At 45.2% G+C, this 17115-nt stretch carries 17 protein-coding genes; 10 read left to right on the forward strand and 7 right to left on the reverse strand.

The window, feature by feature from the left end; all coding sequences use genetic code 11:
- Positions 1-7: 7 nt before the first annotated feature.
- The 3 genes from C1X04_RS17895 to C1X04_RS17905 all read right to left on the reverse strand — a co-directional run bounded on the left by C1X04_RS17895 (position 8) and on the right by C1X04_RS17905 (position 3173).
- The gene (locus tag C1X04_RS17895; RefSeq protein ID WP_137170619.1) at positions 8-415 is read right to left on the reverse strand and encodes a carboxymuconolactone decarboxylase family protein; all 408 of its coding nucleotides are present in this window, start codon (positions 413-415) and stop codon (positions 8-10) included.
- Between the two features lie 19 nt (positions 416-434).
- A complete protein-coding gene (locus C1X04_RS17900) occupies positions 435-1322 on the reverse strand; it encodes an NAD(P)-dependent oxidoreductase (RefSeq protein ID WP_137170620.1) in 888 nt (295 codons plus the stop codon).
- A 420-nt stretch (positions 1323-1742) separates the two neighbouring features.
- A complete protein-coding gene (locus tag C1X04_RS17905) occupies positions 1743-3173 on the reverse strand; it encodes an amidohydrolase (protein ID WP_137170621.1) in 1431 nt (476 codons plus the stop codon).
- Between the two features lie 259 nt (positions 3174-3432).
- On the opposite strand from C1X04_RS17905, the gene phnD reads away from it, so the two are divergent.
- From phnD to C1X04_RS17930, 5 genes are all read left to right on the forward strand, one after another.
- Positions 3433-4374 (forward strand): phosphate/phosphite/phosphonate ABC transporter substrate-binding protein, encoded by a 942-nt coding sequence (gene phnD, locus C1X04_RS17910; protein WP_110577083.1) that lies wholly within the window; start codon positions 3433-3435, stop codon positions 4372-4374.
- Positions 4375-4382: 8 nt separating this feature from the next.
- A complete protein-coding gene (phnC, locus tag C1X04_RS17915; RefSeq protein WP_137170622.1) occupies positions 4383-5177 on the forward strand; it encodes a phosphonate ABC transporter ATP-binding protein in 795 nt (264 codons plus the stop codon).
- Positions 5177-5965: a phosphonate ABC transporter, permease protein PhnE gene (gene phnE / locus C1X04_RS17920; RefSeq protein WP_110577085.1), complete on the forward strand. Its 789-nt coding sequence runs from the start codon at positions 5177-5179 to the stop codon at positions 5963-5965. The genes phnC and phnE (C1X04_RS17920) overlap by 1 nt, the downstream gene beginning before the upstream one ends.
- A complete protein-coding gene (gene phnE / locus C1X04_RS17925; protein WP_110577086.1) occupies positions 5953-6762 on the forward strand; it encodes a phosphonate ABC transporter, permease protein PhnE in 810 nt (269 codons plus the stop codon). The genes phnE (C1X04_RS17920) and phnE (C1X04_RS17925) overlap by 13 nt, the downstream gene beginning before the upstream one ends.
- Before the next feature lie 198 nt (positions 6763-6960).
- Positions 6961-8670 (forward strand): diguanylate cyclase, encoded by a 1710-nt coding sequence (locus tag C1X04_RS17930; RefSeq protein WP_137170623.1) that lies wholly within the window; start codon positions 6961-6963, stop codon positions 8668-8670.
- 16 nt (positions 8671-8686) lie between these two features.
- On the opposite strand, the gene C1X04_RS17935 is transcribed toward C1X04_RS17930, so the two are convergent.
- Positions 8687-9520: an ion transporter gene (locus C1X04_RS17935; RefSeq protein WP_137170624.1), complete on the reverse strand. Its 834-nt coding sequence runs from the start codon at positions 9518-9520 to the stop codon at positions 8687-8689.
- A gap of 317 nt (positions 9521-9837) precedes the next feature.
- Between C1X04_RS17935 and C1X04_RS18825 the strand changes: the two genes are divergently transcribed.
- Positions 9838-9972, forward strand: coding sequence for an entericidin EcnAB (locus C1X04_RS18825; protein ID WP_110577088.1), 135 nt, complete (start codon positions 9838-9840; stop codon positions 9970-9972).
- 65 nt (positions 9973-10037) lie between these two features.
- On the opposite strand, the gene C1X04_RS17945 is transcribed toward C1X04_RS18825, so the two are convergent.
- Positions 10038-10931: a LysR family transcriptional regulator gene (locus C1X04_RS17945; protein WP_137170625.1), complete on the reverse strand. Its 894-nt coding sequence runs from the start codon at positions 10929-10931 to the stop codon at positions 10038-10040.
- A gap of 107 nt (positions 10932-11038) precedes the next feature.
- On the opposite strand from C1X04_RS17945, the gene C1X04_RS17950 reads away from it, so the two are divergent.
- The 3 genes from C1X04_RS17950 (at position 11039) to C1X04_RS17960 (ending at position 13055) form a co-directional block, all read left to right on the forward strand.
- Entirely contained in the window at positions 11039-11356 is a 318-nt protein-coding gene (locus C1X04_RS17950; protein ID WP_137170626.1) for a multidrug efflux SMR transporter, read from the forward strand.
- An 80-nt stretch (positions 11357-11436) separates the two neighbouring features.
- Positions 11437-12366: a LysR family transcriptional regulator gene (locus C1X04_RS17955; protein WP_137170627.1), complete on the forward strand. Its 930-nt coding sequence runs from the start codon at positions 11437-11439 to the stop codon at positions 12364-12366.
- Between the two features lie 74 nt (positions 12367-12440).
- Complete coding sequence (locus tag C1X04_RS17960) at positions 12441-13055, forward strand: LysE family translocator (protein WP_110577091.1); 615 nt, start codon at positions 12441-12443, stop codon at positions 13053-13055.
- A 23-nt stretch (positions 13056-13078) separates the two neighbouring features.
- On the opposite strand, the gene C1X04_RS17965 is transcribed toward C1X04_RS17960, so the two are convergent.
- A complete protein-coding gene (locus tag C1X04_RS17965) occupies positions 13079-13888 on the reverse strand; it encodes a helix-turn-helix domain-containing protein (RefSeq protein ID WP_245927077.1) in 810 nt (269 codons plus the stop codon).
- Positions 13889-13984: 96 nt separating this feature from the next.
- Here C1X04_RS17965 and C1X04_RS17970 point away from each other — a divergent pair, with 96 nt between their 5' ends.
- Positions 13985-15187: an MFS transporter gene (locus tag C1X04_RS17970; protein ID WP_110577093.1), complete on the forward strand. Its 1203-nt coding sequence runs from the start codon at positions 13985-13987 to the stop codon at positions 15185-15187.
- Positions 15188-15208: 21 nt separating this feature from the next.
- On the opposite strand, the gene C1X04_RS17975 is transcribed toward C1X04_RS17970, so the two are convergent.
- Entirely contained in the window at positions 15209-17113 is a 1905-nt protein-coding gene (locus C1X04_RS17975; protein ID WP_137170628.1) for a sensor histidine kinase, read from the reverse strand.
- Positions 17114-17115 lie beyond the last annotated feature (2 nt).

Genomic DNA, 17115 nt, shown 5'->3' on the forward strand with positions numbered 1-17115 from the left:
GATTTTTTTACTCTGCAAGTTCGTCGATAACAGGTTGTGCCGTGCGGAAGCTATCTATCGCAGCTGGCACGCCACAGTAAATCGCGACCTGCAAAAATACTTCTGTTATTTCGTCTTGAGTCAAACCATTGTTTAATGCACCTCTAACATGGGTTTTTAATTCATGCTGGCGGTTTAGCGCAGCGATCATACCTAGATTCAGAATAGATCTTTCACGACGGCTTAAACCCGGACGGTTCCAAATGGAATCCCAGCAATATTCGGTTACAAGCTTTTGCATCGGCGCACTAAAGTCAGTGGCGTTGCCCAGTGATGCATCTACATATTGATCACCTAGAACTTCTTTTCGAGTTTTCAGTCCTCGAGCGAATGATTCACTGATATTGTCTTCTAACAGTTCTTTTTTAGTACTCATCGGTATGCTCCTCTTGTTTTTAGTTTTTCGAATCTGAACTTGTGGTTACAAATTCGAACATACGTGTGTGGTCAGCAGCACCGCCTACTTCTTTGGACGCTTGCTTCCACATTAAATCTGTTTCTTCCAGATTTTTTAGATTCAAGTTCAGACTTTTCGCTAGATCTGCTGCAATGCCAATATCTTTTGACATCAAACCTAAAGCAAATCCCGACGCAAACGTTTCGTTAAGAATGAATTGCTTCATTTTGACTTCAGTGGCATTGTTTTTTCCGGATGATGCATTAAGCACATCAACGATTGTCTCAGCTTCCAGACCAAAGCCTGTTCCTAATCGAACCGCTTCGCTGGCCGCTACAACACCAGCACCAGACACATAATTGTTGATTGATTTCATTGCGTGACCGGCACCTACGGCGCCACAGGAAAAGACTTTTGATGAAATGGCTCCAAGGACAGACTTCGAGAATTCTATGTCCTCGTCACTCCCGCCAGCCATTACAGTGAGAGTACCTTCGACTGCTCGTTTTACGCCACCTGATACAGGGGCATCTACGACGCGTAAATGAGCTCCAACGATCTCTGATAGCTCGCGGGTCTGCAGTGGTGCAGAAGAACTCATTTCTAGAAGTAAGGCGCCTTTGTTTGCGGATAAAAAGCGATCATTCGTAACCAATACGTCTTGTACGATACTGCCGTTAGGCAACATAGTTACAATGCAATCGGAATCGCGAATAGCGTCTTCTAAAGACTCAGAAACGGTCAGACCTGATTTACTAGCCTCTAAACGTGCTCCTTCTGAAGCATCGTATCCAACTACCTTGAAGCCAGCTGCCTGCAAGTTTTTAGCCATCGGACGGCCCATTTGCCCAAGTCCGATAAAAGATACTGTTTTTATTCTACTCATTTTGCACCTCTTTTCCTTTAAAATGACATATTGTCATACAATATGTCAAAAAATATTATTGGTTTTTTTTTGGATAAGCAAGCTATTGGATAGAACGGTAAGTTATTAAGCTATGGCAATATCTGTGAACATAGAGATTTAGCCGCTTCAGCTAGGGTAATCCATACCTTTATCCCCCAGTCGCATTTTAGGGGATTGGTTTGCTGACACTCGCAGATATCGCGTGCAAATCTAAATACAGCCACGCAATTTGATAGAGGTTTTCTCATAGGGCGGATAGCAAATAAACGCCATATAAATCCCTATAAAGTCAGGCACTTGAAGAAATAACTAGGTCTATAAAAGGCAACAGATCCAGCACCTTAGTTTTATTAGGCACGGAATCTGTCACTTTTTTATTGATGTTTTCTGAAAGGAAAATCAGTCCATTAAACTTTTTGATTTAATGGCTTTTTTGGCGAGTTCTTTGGCGAATTCTGCGATGTCTGCTTCAAAGGCATCGACGTTATCACGAATATCGTCCAGTTTAACTGTCTGCATAACTCGGTTTTCCATGATCACTTTTCCATTCACGATCGTGGTATCTATGTTGCTTGGGTTAGCTTGATACACCAAGGTCGCGTATGGGTTGTAGTTGGGCATCATGTTGGCAGACTGGGTTTCAAAAATGGCAATGTCGGCTTTTTTACCGACTTCCAAAGAACCAATTTGGTCTTCCATATGAAGCGCTTTGGCGCCACCTAATGTGGCCATTTCTATCACTTGCTCAGGGATCATAATAGTACGATCAGAATACTTTAAGCGCTGCATATTGGCGGCGTAGCTTAGGGTTTTGACCAAATCCACTTGGTTAGAGCTCATAGGGCCATCGGTTCCCAAACCTATTCTCATGTCTGCGCGATACATTTCCCAAGCGGGTGCAATCCCTGTAGCGCCTTTGGCATTCGCCATTGGGTTATATGCAATCCCAACGTCAGCCGCTTTTAAGAGTTTCTGATCGTTTGGCGTTAAATGAATACCATGAGCAATCACAAGACGTTGATCAAGTACGCCTATTTCAGATAGATACTCAATGGGCGTTTTTGCTTGAGTTTCGCCTTCTAGGCGTTTTTCTTCGTTAGGAAATTCACCCACATGTATTAATACAGGAACATCTTGCTGCTCTGAAAGTGCATGAATCTCTTGTAGTTTTTCCTTACTGACGGTGTAAATCGCATGCGGCGCATAAGCCGGTGTGATCAAAGCGTCACCCTTGTATTCTTCGACAAACTTCTTGCCATACTCCACGCCGCCGTAGGGTGTTTTGGCGTCGACCACAGGGAATTTAATCACGGTTTCGCCCAGTACAGCACGCAAGCCCACTTCTTTGGTGGCCTTAGCCATTTCATCCATGTGGTAATACATGTCGGCGTAAGTCGTCACACCACTTTGAGCCAGTTCAATCGCTCCAAGCTTGGTGGCGTTGTAAATTAAATCACGGCTGAGTTTTTGTGCTTCAAGCGGAAAGAAGTAGGCAAATAGACGATTCGAGATCCCCTCTTCCCCCAGTCCTCGGAAGGCAATCATAGGAAGATGGTTATGAGCATTCACCATTCCCGGCATAATGATCCCGTCATGGGCATCAATCACCTTTTTCGCTTGGTATTGTTGCATTAGTTCATGACCACCGACGGCGATAATGGTGTCATCTTTCACCACCACAACCCCATCATCAATCACGTCCATCTCGGTGTTAATGGTTAAAACTTGACCATTGTGAATAATAAGATCGGCGTTGTCGCCGCGAGGCATTGTTGTACAACCAGCGAGAAAAAACACACTGGCGATCCCAACCAAATATTGAAACTTCATTGCTAAACCTTACTGTTTTTTAATCTTTAGGTGCTCGGTATTTTAATAATACCTATATAACTATTTATAATATAGACAGTTGATATATAGGGATAATATTTTTACACCTCGCCCTATCTAATTAATATTGCAAACAATCTAGGCTTTTCCCCTGTCAGCATATCGTCACCAAAGTGTCATATTTTCACGCTAGAGTGGCTGTCATGCTCCCGATCTACTAAATCGAATTCAACACACTCTCATGGGTAAGGAAGACTTTATGAAACGCCTTTGCACTCTCGCTTTTTCCTCTGTTATCGCGGCTAACGCTGCGTATGCGGATTTTTCTTTAGATAGCCGCTACGTTGATAACGATAACGATCTCGTGGCGGATATCCCAACGGACAAATCGCAGCTAACTGACCCTAGCACGCTAATTTTTGCCTACACGCCAGTAGAAGATCCAGCGGTATACGAAGATGTTTGGTCCGACTTTCTTGAGCACATGGAAGACGTAACGGGCAAGAAGGTAAAATTCTACCCAGTACAGTCCAACGCGGCGCAAATTGAAGCAATGCGTGCAGGTCGTCTTCATGTTGCGGGTTTCAACACAGGTTCAAACCCTCTTGCGGTGGCGTGTGCAGGCTTTCGTCCCTTCGCTATGATGGCAGCAGCCGACGGTTCATTTGGTTATGAGATGGAAATCATCACTTACCCTAGCTCAGGTATCAATTCACCTGAAGACATAAAGGGTAAGAAGCTGGCATTCACGTCTCAAACATCCAATTCCGGCTTTAAAGCACCCTCTGCCATCTTGAAAGCCGATTTTGACATGCTGCCAGAACGTGACTTTGAGCCCGTTTTCTCTGGCAAACACGATAACTCTATTTTGGGTGTTGCCAACAAAGACTACCCTGCTGCGGCCGTCGCCAACTCTGTGTTAAAACGCATGATCTCTCGTGATGTAGTGCAATCTGAACAAATTAAATCCATCTACAAATCACAAACCTTCCCGACTACAGGCTATGGCGTGGCATACAACCTAAAACCAGAGCTGCAAGATAAGATCAAAGAAGCGTTTTTCACGTTTAACTGGGAAGGCAGCAAGCTGAAGCAAGAATTCAAAAACGAAGATCAATTCTTGCCTATCACCTTCAAAGAACATTGGAATGTCATTCGTAAAATTGATACTGCCAATGGCGTTTCTTACAGCTGCAAATAGGCGATAACGTGTTAAAACTTGAACATTTAAAGAAACGCTACAAAACTGGTCCTTGGGTACTGAAAGACATTAGTTTTGAAGTACCTGAAGGAGAAATTGTTGGATTAATCGGCCCCAGTGGGGCCGGTAAATCTACTTTAATCCGCTGCATAAACCGTTTGATCGAACCTTCCGAAGGCAACATTTACTTGGCAGACGCTTGTCTTAGCAAGCTATCCACCAGCCAAATGCGTACCCAACGTCGCAAAATCGGCATGATCTTCCAAGAATATGCACTGGTCGAACGATTAAGCGTGATGGAAAACGTGTTATCTGGTCGCTTGGGTTACTTGCCGTTTTGGCGCAGCTTCTTGCGTAAGTTCCCGTGCAACGACATAGACAATGCCTTTGAATATTTAGACCGTGTTGGCTTAATCGATCACGCCAACAAACGTGCGGATGAACTGTCCGGTGGGCAGCGCCAACGTGTTGGTATTGCTCGTGCCCTCGCGCAGGATCCACGCCTTCTTCTGGTCGATGAACCAACGGCCAGTTTAGACCCGAAAACCTCACGTCAAATCATGCGACTAATCCAGTCCATCTGCCGTGAAAACGGTTTACCGGCGATCATCAACATTCATGACGTGCCGTTAGCTCAGCAATTTGTGGATCGTATTATCGGTCTTCAAGGGGGCGAGGTCGTCTTTGATGGCAAACCAGACGAGCTGACCGAAGAAGTGCTGACACGTATTTATGGTGACGAAGACTGGCACCCTACGCCTCAGGATGATGTGGAAGAGCTTGAACAGGCGGAGGTGGCTTAATGCGCACTTGGCAAAGGCCGCATTACCTCGTCCCAAATAAGCGCTGGCGCTTAGCGCTTTGGGCAATATTTATCGCCTATTTAGTCGTTGGTATTGGCAGTGTCGAGGTAAACTGGATGCGCGCTTACGAAGGGTTAGATCGTGGCGCTAAATTTCTTTCTGGCTTTTTACAGCCCGACTTTACCAGCCGAGCAAAAGACATCTACGCAGGCATTTTAGAAAGCCTGACGATGACGGTAACATCCACCGTGGTGGGTGTTTTGCTCTCGCTGCCCTTTGGCGTTGGTGCCGCTCGTAATATTTCGCCTAAGCCGATTTATTTGTTTTGCCGCGCTTTCATTGCTTTATCGCGCTCTATGCAAGAAATCATTGTGGCGATATTCCTTGTTGCCTTGTTTGGCTTTGGTGCGTTTGCCGGCTTCCTAACGCTGACTTATGCCACCATCGGCTTTCTTGGTAAGTTGCTGGCCGAAGAAATCGAAGGCATTGACCGCAAGCAGTTAGAAGCCATCAGTGCCACTGGCGCCTCTTGGTTGCAGCGCGTTCACATGGCAATTTGGCCGCAAGTTATGCCGCGTATGATTGGTCTGTCTTTCTATCGTTTTGATATCAACTTTCGTGAATCGGCGGTTATCGGCATCGTCGGTGCGGGTGGCATAGGCGCGACTTTGAACACCGCTATCGATCGCTACGAATACGATTCCGCAGGCGCCATTCTTCTTATCATTATTGTCATTGTTATGGCGTGCGAATATTTATCAGGATGGATTAGAAAATGGGTCAGTTAGATCAATCGACGCTTTGGCATAGCAATAACCGTCGCCACGCTCGGATCGTCTGGGGGTTCTGGTTTATCACTGTGTTGCTAACCGTTTACTGCTGGCAGGTGATGAACGAAGAAACCATGTGGATATTTGTCTACGATGCTCCCGAGCAAGGCGCAGATCTTCTTAGCCGCATGTTTCCGCCAAACTGGCTTTATATCAATCAGCTGTATGAAGCCTTGTGGGACACGCTCAATATCGCCACGTTGGGGACATTGCTTGGTGTGATACTGGCGTTTCCCGTTGCTTTTTTGGCCGCCAGAAACACCACACCATCCACTAGGTTTGTTCGCCCTGTGGCGCTGTTTATCATCGCGGCATCGCGCTCTATCAATTCCTTGATTTGGGCATTGCTGCTGGTGTCTATCTTAGGGCCTGGGATTTTGGCGGGCATCATTGCCATCGGTTTACGTTCTATTGGCTTTGTTGCCAAGTTGCTTTATGAAAGCATTGAAGAAACCAATGGCACCAGCGTGGAAGCCATCGAATCCACGGGCGCATCACGCTTTCAGGTGATCAATTACGCGATCATCCCGCAGATATTGCCAGCCTTTTTGAGCATCGCGATTTTCCGTTGGGATATTAATATTCGTGAATCGACGATTTTAGGGCTTGTTGGCGCGGGCGGCATCGGCCTGTTCTTGTCTTCGTCACTGAATACTTTGGCGTGGCCTCAAGTGACGCTGATCATCCTTGTTATCCTTGCCACCGTGGTCGTATCGGAATACTTCTCGGCAAAAGTACGCAGCTTACTTATCTAAACCAAGCACACCATTCGTCTTAGCGGCGAATGGTGTGCTTCATTCCCTCTCGTTACGACAAATACCTAGAACACTCCTACCTAATATCGCAGCTACAAATTCAAACAATTCAATTTCGATGTTTTTTTGAACAATCGGTTAAAATACTCACCTCAACAAACAATACGGAAAAAACGCTCTCATTACGGAACATGATTCATGACGTTTAATCACCCAATATTTTTGACTCGTGTATTTATAATGCTCTGGTGCGTATTTGTCTCAGCTGCCGCTCTGGCTGATATTCCTACACAAGTTATTCAAGGATCATCGGTAAAACTAGAGCAATTTCAGATGGGATATTTTGTTGATAAAACGGAAGAAATGCCTTTCTCTGAGGTTCAAAATCAAGCGTTCCAGTTATCTGCAAATGGTGTGTCATTAGGCACAACATCCAAGGTAACCTGGGCAAAAATCGAAATTGAAAACACCAATACGACGCCAACTAAAGTATATCTTCACCACCCTTATGCGTATCACAATCACAAAGTAGAACTTTATGAAGTAGTGAATGGCGCGTTAACTCGCGAACGCGTGCTCGATATGGACAGAAAAGAAACACAGCAGTGGATGTATCGTGGTAGCGCTGTGTTTGATATTTCATTAGAGCCCAACCAACACAAAACATTGTTCGTCAAAAGTCAGTCTTTTTCGCACCAATGGTTCACTCTTAACCTATACAGTGAAGACCAGTCAAAAAGAGCCTTGTTGGGGTTATACACAGACATCGCCTTGATGGTTGGCATGTTATTAGCGCTGATAATCTACAACTTCTTACTCTTCTTTTCGTCTCGTTTAAGAGAGCACTTCTTTTACGCTTGTTATCTCGTTGCTGGCGGTTTTTGGGTTGCGCTCTCTTATGGATTACTCGCAGATCTTTTTGATGTCTACGGGTCGATCACCCTAAAGTGGCATTTATCGCTCGTCGCTATGCCGATCTTTTTGCTGCTTTTCATGATCAATATTTTTGAAACCAAAAAGAAATACCCCATAGAACATTGGGCGCTGCTTTCCATTCTAACCTTGCTAATCGTTGATTTTGTTTACGGCTTGTTTGATATGATCACGGCCCTTAATTATTCCAGCAGTTTGGCCGCCATCATGATGATCGTCAGTGTTTCTGTGACTATTTCTATGGTGATCCGAAAGCACCCAATCGCCCCTTTCTTCTTACTGGGTCACGGGCTGTTCGCCATATTTAGCACCATGGCCGTGTTATTTTACAAAGGCAAAGCCGAGTTTACCTATATCAATAGCCACGGCGTTGGTATTGGTATCATGCTTGAAGCGCTGGTTTTATCTCTCATCATTGCGTATCGCATTCGTTCACTGGAAACAATGAAGGCTGCGCAAGATGAGCTGAAATTGTTAGCGTCAACAGACTCGCTAACACAACTATTCAACCGCCGTCACTTCAATGCCGAAGCGGAGTACCTACTACACCAGGCTAAGCAACGCCAACAGCCTGCCGCCATTGCCATGTTTGATATTGATCACTTTAAAAAGATCAATGACACCAATGGTCACAGCTTTGGCGACAAAGTCATCGTTCAAGTTGCCAACACCTTAAAAGCGCAATGCCGAGAGCAAGATTTATTAGCACGTTACGGTGGCGAAGAATTCATTATTTTTATGCCTAATACGCAAGTGAATGACGCGTTTATATTGATTGAACGGATGCGAGAAATACTAGAAAAGAAAGCCATAGAAATGAGCAGTGAGAAAACCGTACACATCACTATAAGCGCTGGCATTGCGGCCACAGATATAGACAAGCCCAATTTAAAGAACAGCTTAAACCAAGCTGACAAAGCCCTTTACCGAGCCAAAGAAAATGGCCGCAATCAGTCGCAAGTATATAAAATATAGGCTGTGAACAGGCTACTTATTCACGCGGCTGATTCATATCACGACGCAATGCCTGTAATTCTTGCTGGAGCTGCTGCATTTGCTCCATTAGCTGTTTTTGAGTCGCTTTTTCTTCATCCATCTCGTCTTTGTGTTCATCATCATGCATGGTCTGTACAGCATTGACGATAACGGCAATGAAGAGGTTAAGCATGGTAAAAGTGGCGATCAGAATGAATGGAATAAAAAACGCCCAAGCATAAGGGAAAGCTTCCATGACAGGCCGCGCAATCCCCATTGACCAGCTTTCTAGGGTCATCACTTGGAACAAGGTATACAGCGAAGCACCTAGGCTACCAAACCATTCAGGGAAAGCCTCACCAAACAGCTTAGTCACCATGACCGCAGCCACGTAATACACAAGCCCCAACACCATGGCGATAGACAACATACCGTTCAGGGATTTGATCAAGGCACCGACTATTTTCTTCATCGATGGGACAAAAGTCAGAACACGCAACACTCGCAATACTCTGAGTGAACGCAATACAGCAAAAGGCCCACTCGCCGGAACCAGCGCGATGCCCACCACAATGAAGTCGAACACATTCCAGCCGTCTTTAAAAAAGGCCAAGCGATGCACAAATAAACGGATGGCTAACTCCACCACAAACACCGCCAATATGACTTTGTCCAAGGCGATTAAAAACGGACCAACGGCAGCCATGATATCTGACGAGGTTTCTAACCCTAGAATCACCGCATTAACTAAAATAAATGCCAGCAAAATACGCTGTACCGTGATGTTTTCAATAAACACCTTTAAACGCTGACGAATTGAATTCGCAGGCACAAACAGTGTACTGGACATGATCACCTCAATTTAAACATTCTAAACAGGGAGTAAATGGATGCCATTCTATGGCAAGGCCAAAGAAGATCAATCTATTTTGATGTAAACAAATTAGGCAATTAGAGGATTATGACAGCCCGCTTTTACTTAATCTTTTGATACCAAGCACACGCAAAAAACAGTCTACGGATCAAAGAAATATCCTCGTGATATTCAGTCAAACTGGTCAGTAGAACGTTAAAACGCCTTATCCTAAGTTAAATCAAAATAGTGGATTACCCTTTACAAAGCTTTTTGTTACTCTGTAAAAACTCCAAACAAAAAGAGGTTTGAACATGAAGTTTCCATTATTAGTCATTGCGGTAACACTTGCATTAGCTGGCTGCGCAAATACTTGGGAAGGCGTGAAAGAAGACTCCTCAAAAGCGTACAACAGCACGAAAGAAACGATTCATGAAGCGACTGAATAAGTCACTTTTATAAGTCATGACCGTATTTTAAAGCCCGCTTTTACGCTATGTAAAAGCGGGCTTTTTCACATATAAAAGTCCGCAGAAAACGCATTTTTACAAGCATCAAATAACCATTGGTAAGCGGGGCCGCGGTTCGCGCCTTTTTTGGAGACCAAATCCACAGGAACAGACCAAGGCTTGTGGTCAAAAGTCACGTCGATTTTATGAATATCACCGGTTTCGATGAATGGTTGAACCAAGGATAAGGGCAAATACGCCCAACCTATTTTTTGTTGTATCAACTCTAAAACCGCGTAGTTACTTGTACACCACCATGCGTTTGGCGTCATGCTGATTAAGGCTTGCGACTCTTTTTTAAAAAAACCACGAACGGCTATTTGCCGATAGGGTGCAAGGTCAGATTCCGACAATAAGCTCAGCTCTGCCAAAGGAAAGTCACAGTGGCAAACAGCAATAAAGTCCACACCGCCCACGTAGCAGAAATCAACTTGCTTGTTCGCTTCTACCTCTGAAAACATAATCCCCATATCAATATTTCCATTCGCCACGGCTTCGGTAATATCGGGAGAAGCAAGGGATACGATGTCTAGCTGGACATAAGGAAATTGCTGAGCAAATAGCGCAAATATCGACGACACATGAGGGGCGATTAACGCATCATCAATGGCAATGGTGAGCGCACTTTCTTCGCGTCGATGAATGGATTCGGCAATTTTTTCAAATTCATGGGACTGGGCTAAAAGCGCTTTCGCACTGCGAATTAAGCGCTCCCCTTCTGATGTTAGCTTTGGACTGCGAGAGGTGCGATCAAACAGTTCAACCCCCAAGTCTATTTCTAAGCTGCTGATGCCGTGGCTCACGGCTGACTGCACCTTGCCTAGTTTTCTCGCGCACGCTGAAAAGGATCCCAGTTCAGCGGACAACACCAGCATATTAATTTGTTCAAGACTTAACATATGAAAAATATCGATAGTTAATAACTTTTTATCATCATAAATATCGATACTATAAAAAGCAACTTCGCCCACATGAGTGCGAATATTTTTAGTATGGAGTAATGGAAATGAGTTGGTTGTATTTGCTACTGGCAGGATTAACAGAAATCGGCTGGCCTGTTGGGCTAAAGATGGCGCAATCTGGTGGCTCAAAAGTATTGGGCATTGCCATTGCGGTGGGTTTTATGGCCGTCAGTGGTACCTTGCTTTGGTTGGCACAGAAAGAAATTCCGATGGGAACCGCATATGCGGTTTGGACAGGAATCGGTGCATCTGGTACGTTTTTGCTAGGCATTTGGTTTTATGGCGATCCGACATCCTTGCTTCGCTACATGGGCGTGCTGCTGATTATCCTTGGTGTGGTGGTGTTAAAGTTTGCCCATTAAGTTGGGCAATTCACCTTGCGTTATGGTGAGTAAAGTCGAAAAATAAACCAAACACTCTGTCAGCCTGTGAGCATATCGAGATGATCCACCGTGTTAACCTAAATTTGTTGCGTTCCTTAAAGGTGTTGCTAGAGGAGCGTCATGTTAGCCACGCGGCCGATAAATTGAATCTGACGCAATCGGCGGTGAGCCGCCAACTCAGTCAACTACGAAGCTTATTTGCCGATCCATTGCTCATTCGCGAAGGCAATACCTTGATTCCCACACCCAAAGCATTGCAGCTGCAAGCAAAGTTAGCGCATTGGTTTCTGGAGTTGGATGATTTACTGGTGGAAGAAGCATTCGATCCGGAAAAGTGGCATGGGGAATTTGTGCTCTCTTCCAGCGATTATGTGGCGCAGTATATTTTGCCCAATATTGTCGAAGCCTTGGCGGTACAAGCACCCAATGTATCCATACAGTATCGTTTGTGGCAGCCGGATTTATTGCCTCAACTTGCTACCTCGGATATTCAATTGGCATCAAGCATGTCTCCGACACAACCAGAAGGTGTGTCTTCTATTCAAATAGGTGAAGACGTCCCAGTTTGCGTAATGAGCCGTGCCCACCCTTTGGCTAAGCAAGACTCTTTAAGTGTGACCGATCTACTCGCTTACGCGCATATTAAAGTGATCGGTGGTGGCGACAAAGACAGTTACGTGGATGAAGCATTGGCCAATCTACAAAAGCAGCGCCGTTTTGCGCTAAAAGTGCCATTTTTCTATGCGGCGGCGCAATCGCTGTGTCAAAGTCAGCACCTCATGGTGATTCCAGAGCACATTGCCCGAAACTTAAAAAAGCACTTCTCGCTTACCTATAAACCCCTTCCCATCACAACACCACGTCATAAGTACTGGCTCTTATGGCATGCTAAATACGACAACGACCCTTCTCACCTATGGATCAGAAGCCTTGTTTTGCAGGTAATGTCAGAAGCCACTTACTCCATTGGTTATGACGCAAAATCATAGCCATCATGAGAAAATATGATTTCATATAATACTAAGGGCTTGCTAATCTGCTTCCATCATTAAGGAGCAAGCGTATGTCACTGTCTATTTGGTTTTCCCTATTCACCATTTGTTTACTTGGCGCCATCTCACCAGGGCCAAGTCTCGCGATGGTCATTAAACACAGTTTAGCGGGTGGTCGAGCAAACGGTTTGGCTACGTCTTGGGCGCACGCAACGGGCATTGGCTTGTACGCATTGCTGTCTATGCTTGGCTTGGCGGTGATTTTCCATCAGTTGCCTTTGCTATTTAATATCATCAGTTACGCGGGGGCGGCGTATTTGGCTTACCTTGGTGTGAATGCTCTGCGTTCCAAAGGTGGCATTGCGGCCAAACTGGAATCCGGCACTCGCGTTAGTGTGTTTCAGTCAGCCAAAGAAGGTTTTCTGGTCTCGATTTTAAGCCCTAAAATAGCCTTGTTTTTTGCCGCGCTATTCAGCCCTTTTGTTGCCGAAGTCCATCAGGTCAGTGGAAAAATGCTTATGGTAGCAACACCTTGGCTGGTGGATGGTCTTTGGTACACCTTGATAGCGTGCCTGTTATCGAATGTGCATTTCTTGGAAAAATTGCGCAGCAAAGCCATGTGGATTGATCGTCTATCTGGCTTGTCATTAATTTTCTTGGCGCTGTATATTCTGAAGACGGTCTAAGCCCACCACGATGAGGCGCTGTGTCATTCCTTGCCCCAACGTTCAATTCGATATTGCCTTGGGGATTTGCCCAGTGCTTTTTTAAAGAAGGTGATAAAAGCGCTGACGGAATCGTAGCCCAGCTCTTCAGAGATGGTTTGGATAGGCAAGTTGATCGCCAATTTTTGCAGGGCAAGGACAATGTGCAACTGACTCCGCCATTGACCAAAAGTCAGTTGTACATGGCGCTTAATCATTCGCGCCAACGTACGTTCGCTCATGGCAAAATCGCTTGCCCATTCACCTAATGTGCGCTTTTCATTCGGTCTGGCAATCAGCTCAAGTGCGAGACGATTCAATGTTGGCTCGTCAGGTATGGGAAAATCAAACTCTTCCCGTTCCAACTGAATGAGCTGATCAATCAAGACATCAACAAGTCGATCTGTCGCTGGGTCGGTTTCTTCATAACGCTGTTGCGAATGCAGATGTAATATTAGCTCCCGCACAAAGGGCGTAACCGTCAAGGTACAAGCCGTCTCTGGCAAAGGTAAATCACGACCATCGACAAACAGCATGCAGACATCGGCATTAGGCGAGATCTGGTTACGATGCATTTCATTACTGGGAATCCAAACGGCGCAACGAGGCGGCACAAGCCACATTTTGTCATCGATAAAGCTAGTGACAACGCCCGTGAGCGGTAACACAAGTTGGCCTTTTTGATGTTTATGCCAAGGTGTTTCCTCGCTATGTGGAACGGATTGCGAGCGCAAGACAAGAACGCGATGCGGATAATGATCCGCAAAACAAAGGTCGGTCAGTGTCTCAAAAATGCTTTTGTCTGTATTTCGCAATTTATTGTCCAAGTCGCTTAATTCAGCAAGCAGAGTAACCCATATAATAGCGAATCGACAATATTTCCAGAAAACCTCTTTTTCGAAACGGACACCATGAAACGATTACAAAAATTAGCGCAACACGACGCAGCCTTTTTACTCTTGTTCATTTTCTTGGTGGCGCTGAGTTTGCGCGGGCCAGTGACAGGCTTGCCGCCATTATTAGATAGAATCAGTGCAGATCTCCATTTAAGCAGCTCCCAATCTGGCTTGCTCACTAGCTTGCCATTGTTGGCCTTTGGTTTTTTTGCACCGGTGGCGTCTTGGCTAACTCGCCACTTTCGCATTGAGCGGATCTTGGCATCAGGCGTTGGGTTGATCGCCATTGGCATGATCATTCGCGCTTTTGGTTCAATCGGTAGTTTGTATGTGGGCGCGATATTTATTGGCGCTGGGATTGCCATTGGTAATGTTTTGCTACCAAGTTTGCTAAAACGTGAGTTCCCAAATTATGTGGTTCAGCTCACGGCCATTTATGTGCTGATGATGAGTATCGGCGGCTTTTTGATGTCGAGCCTTGCGGTGCCGTTGAGTTTATATGCCGAACAGCCCAGCTTTGATCTGCCAATGAGTGGTTGGTCGTTTGCTCTGGCCTGTCAGAGTTTGTTGATTCTGTTGCCTCTGGCAGTCTGGTTTAGCTGCAAAATAACCCAGCATCAACCACCACAAACCGGTAACGTTGAAATATCAACGTCCGTTTGGCGCTCTGTCACTGCATGGCAAGTAGCAAGTTTTTTGGCGGTCAACTCCTTGGTCAATTATGTGGTTGTGGCTTGGGTTCCTGCAATTCTAATGAATAATGGCTATACCGATTCAACCGCAGGTTTATACCAAGGTTACTTGCAATTAGCAGGCGCGATTCCATCGCTTATTTTGGCCCCCTTCATTCATCGTTTAGGCAGCCATAGGCGCTTATGTTTGTTTGCCACTGGATTAACAACGTTAAGCTTAGCTGGCTTTTTGTTCATTCCTAGTTGGTCTGGTGTTTGGTCCGTATCTTTTGGTTTCGGCGTTAGTATGGGCTTTATTTTAGGTTTGTCATTCGTCAGTTTACGAACGAATAGTCCAAAGCAAGCAGCGGCCCTGTCTGGTATGGCACAATTAATTGGTTATACACTTGCGGCCATTGGTCCGGTGTTGATTGGTGCGCTTTACGATTGGCACCAATCCTGGACTGCGCCACTTTATGTCATGCTGAGCATTGGCGTCATTTGGATGGCATTAGGCTGGATGGCAAGCCCTAAGCCTAACCATTAAATTCCCCGGAAGATCGTAGAATTAAGACTCTTCTTCGATCTTTTGCTCCAAGGGAATCGTTAACCTGAAAGTGGTGCCAACCCCAACTTCTGACACCACTTCAATCCTTCCTTGCATGAGTTTGTTCACCCATTGGCTAACCAAATGAAGCCCCAGCCCAGTATGTTTCTTGGATCTGCCTGTCGTCGCAAAAGGTTCAAAAATGCGTTTCTGCATTTCTGGGGCTATGCCTCGACCATTGTCACTAAGTTTCAGTTCTAAGTGGTCGTTTTTGCTGAACGCCACCAGCTTTATCTCGCCCGTATCCAGACGTTGAAAGCCATGCTCTAAGGCGTTATCTATTAGGTTTTGAAGGATTTGTGAAAGTATTCCTGGGTAGCCTAACATCTGAATATTCTCTGCGACTTCTACCTTTAAGATAATGCCAGAGCGTTTTTTAAACGTCGGCTTATAGGTAAAAACAATATCGTTGACCACATCATGAAGGTAGAAAGTTTGCACTTCTTGAGCGGTGCGATCCGATACAATACGCTTAAAACTCGCGACCACATTTATTGCGCGTGAAAGGTTCTTTTCTGCGATCGCTAGTGAGTTAACCATCCCCTCGTTGGTTTTCGAAGCTAGCGTGTTGGCTTCTTTGTCCAACCAGACTTTACAGGAAGACAAGGCCATTCTGACACCGCCTAATGGCGTGTGCATTTCATGTGCTAGCCCAGCCACCATCAAACCTAAAGAGGACAGTTTGCTGGTTTCTACCAGCTCGTCTTGTAAATCAATTAGCTTTTGGTTGGCCAAGTTTAGACTTTGATTCGTTTGTTCTACCTGGTCTCTTTCTTGTTTTATCAGCTGCAGTAATCGATAGGCCTCAAACTGAGCAGACACCTTTCGCCAAACCAACCATGCGGTCAACAGAAAGCACAAACTCGCAACACCAATAATGCTCAACATGAGCGTTCGCTGCCATGTAACCAGTGCCGCCGCGTCAGATAGGGCCACCAGATACAAGGACGAAGAATTAGATAGTCCTTGCCTATCATTTATATTTCCATCGATAGGCAGCTCTAACATGCTCCACAATCGATTGTTTGAAAACAATCGCTCCAATCCTTGGATAGTATTCATCTCTTGCCAAATTGCGGGAAAGTGCGACTTGATATTAAACCTTGCATCGTTTGGATGAAGTATCCCTCCCCATTCAAGCCTTTTGTCAGACGCTAGAACCCAATAGCCATCGTCATCTAATACTTCTAATGCCACATCGTCTCTGCTTAATGACCTCATTAATTCAAACAGCTGGGTTAGATCATAATTAACCACCAAAATGCCTGGCATTTCATCCGCCATGCGTATCGCACCGCGTACTGTTGGTTGAAAAGGCCGAACAATTTCTTGGTTTTCTATGTTCAAATCGAGAGGGGTAATATAGACCTCTTGATTGGCTTCTTTAGGGGCGTTTTTCACGTAATTACGATGGGATTTATTCTGCAACTGCTCTTCGGATACTCTCGATATCACGCCCGCTTGGGCATTTATTCGAATCAATTCACGGCCCTCTACTGAGATCCACCTTACTTGGGAAATAAGTTCAGAGGTTTGGGCAAAATAAGCAAACTCTTCGGCTACCTGTGCCTTCCAGTCATCGGGAAATGGCGCATTCTGGGATTGAGTCGTCCATTGAGGCGTTAGACGTGCGGTAACACTATTACGCAATAGCATGGTGACGCGTTTGATATGGCCCATTTCTCGGCTGATAACACTTGCACTACGGGACAATATCTCCGATTCAGTCCATGCCAACTGATTCACTTTACTATCCAAGAAGTAACGATAAGCACCAAAACTAAGCAAGGTAATAATCAGCAAGATGCCGATTAAATACACAGCCAATAAAGGCTTTTTCTGAGACAAAATAGCCTTGGCTTGCATCG

The organism is Marinomonas sp. FW-1 (genome assembly GCF_005222245.1).
Lineage (GTDB): Bacteria > Pseudomonadota > Gammaproteobacteria > Pseudomonadales > Marinomonadaceae > Marinomonas > Marinomonas alcarazii.

Coding starts and splice junctions, on each gene's coding strand:
- C1X04_RS17905 (WP_137170621.1), bottom strand. CDS start 3,173: ATGAAGTTTCAATATTTGGTTGGGATCGCCAGTGTGTTTTTTCTCGCT.
- C1X04_RS17975 (WP_137170628.1), bottom strand. CDS start 17,113: ATGCAAGCCAAGGCTATTTTGTCTCAGAAAAAGCCTTTATTGGCTGTG.
- C1X04_RS18825 (WP_110577088.1), top strand. CDS start 9,838: ATGAAGTTTCCATTATTAGTCATTGCGGTAACACTTGCATTAGCTGGC.
- C1X04_RS17950 (WP_137170626.1), top strand. CDS start 11,039: ATGAGTTGGTTGTATTTGCTACTGGCAGGATTAACAGAAATCGGCTGG.
- C1X04_RS17960 (WP_110577091.1), top strand. CDS start 12,441: ATGTCACTGTCTATTTGGTTTTCCCTATTCACCATTTGTTTACTTGGC.
- phnE (WP_110577086.1), top strand. CDS start 5,953: ATGGGTCAGTTAGATCAATCGACGCTTTGGCATAGCAATAACCGTCGC.
- phnE (WP_110577085.1), top strand. CDS start 5,177: ATGCGCACTTGGCAAAGGCCGCATTACCTCGTCCCAAATAAGCGCTGG.
- C1X04_RS17930 (WP_137170623.1), top strand. CDS start 6,961: ATGACGTTTAATCACCCAATATTTTTGACTCGTGTATTTATAATGCTC.
- C1X04_RS17900 (WP_137170620.1), bottom strand. CDS start 1,322: ATGAGTAGAATAAAAACAGTATCTTTTATCGGACTTGGGCAAATGGGC.
- C1X04_RS17970 (WP_110577093.1), top strand. CDS start 13,985: ATGAAACGATTACAAAAATTAGCGCAACACGACGCAGCCTTTTTACTC.
- C1X04_RS17945 (WP_137170625.1), bottom strand. CDS start 10,931: ATGTTAAGTCTTGAACAAATTAATATGCTGGTGTTGTCCGCTGAACTG.
- C1X04_RS17895 (WP_137170619.1), bottom strand. CDS start 415: ATGAGTACTAAAAAAGAACTGTTAGAAGACAATATCAGTGAATCATTC.
- C1X04_RS17955 (WP_137170627.1), top strand. CDS start 11,437: ATGATCCACCGTGTTAACCTAAATTTGTTGCGTTCCTTAAAGGTGTTG.
- phnD (WP_110577083.1), top strand. CDS start 3,433: ATGAAACGCCTTTGCACTCTCGCTTTTTCCTCTGTTATCGCGGCTAAC.
- C1X04_RS17935 (WP_137170624.1), bottom strand. CDS start 9,520: ATGTCCAGTACACTGTTTGTGCCTGCGAATTCAATTCGTCAGCGTTTA.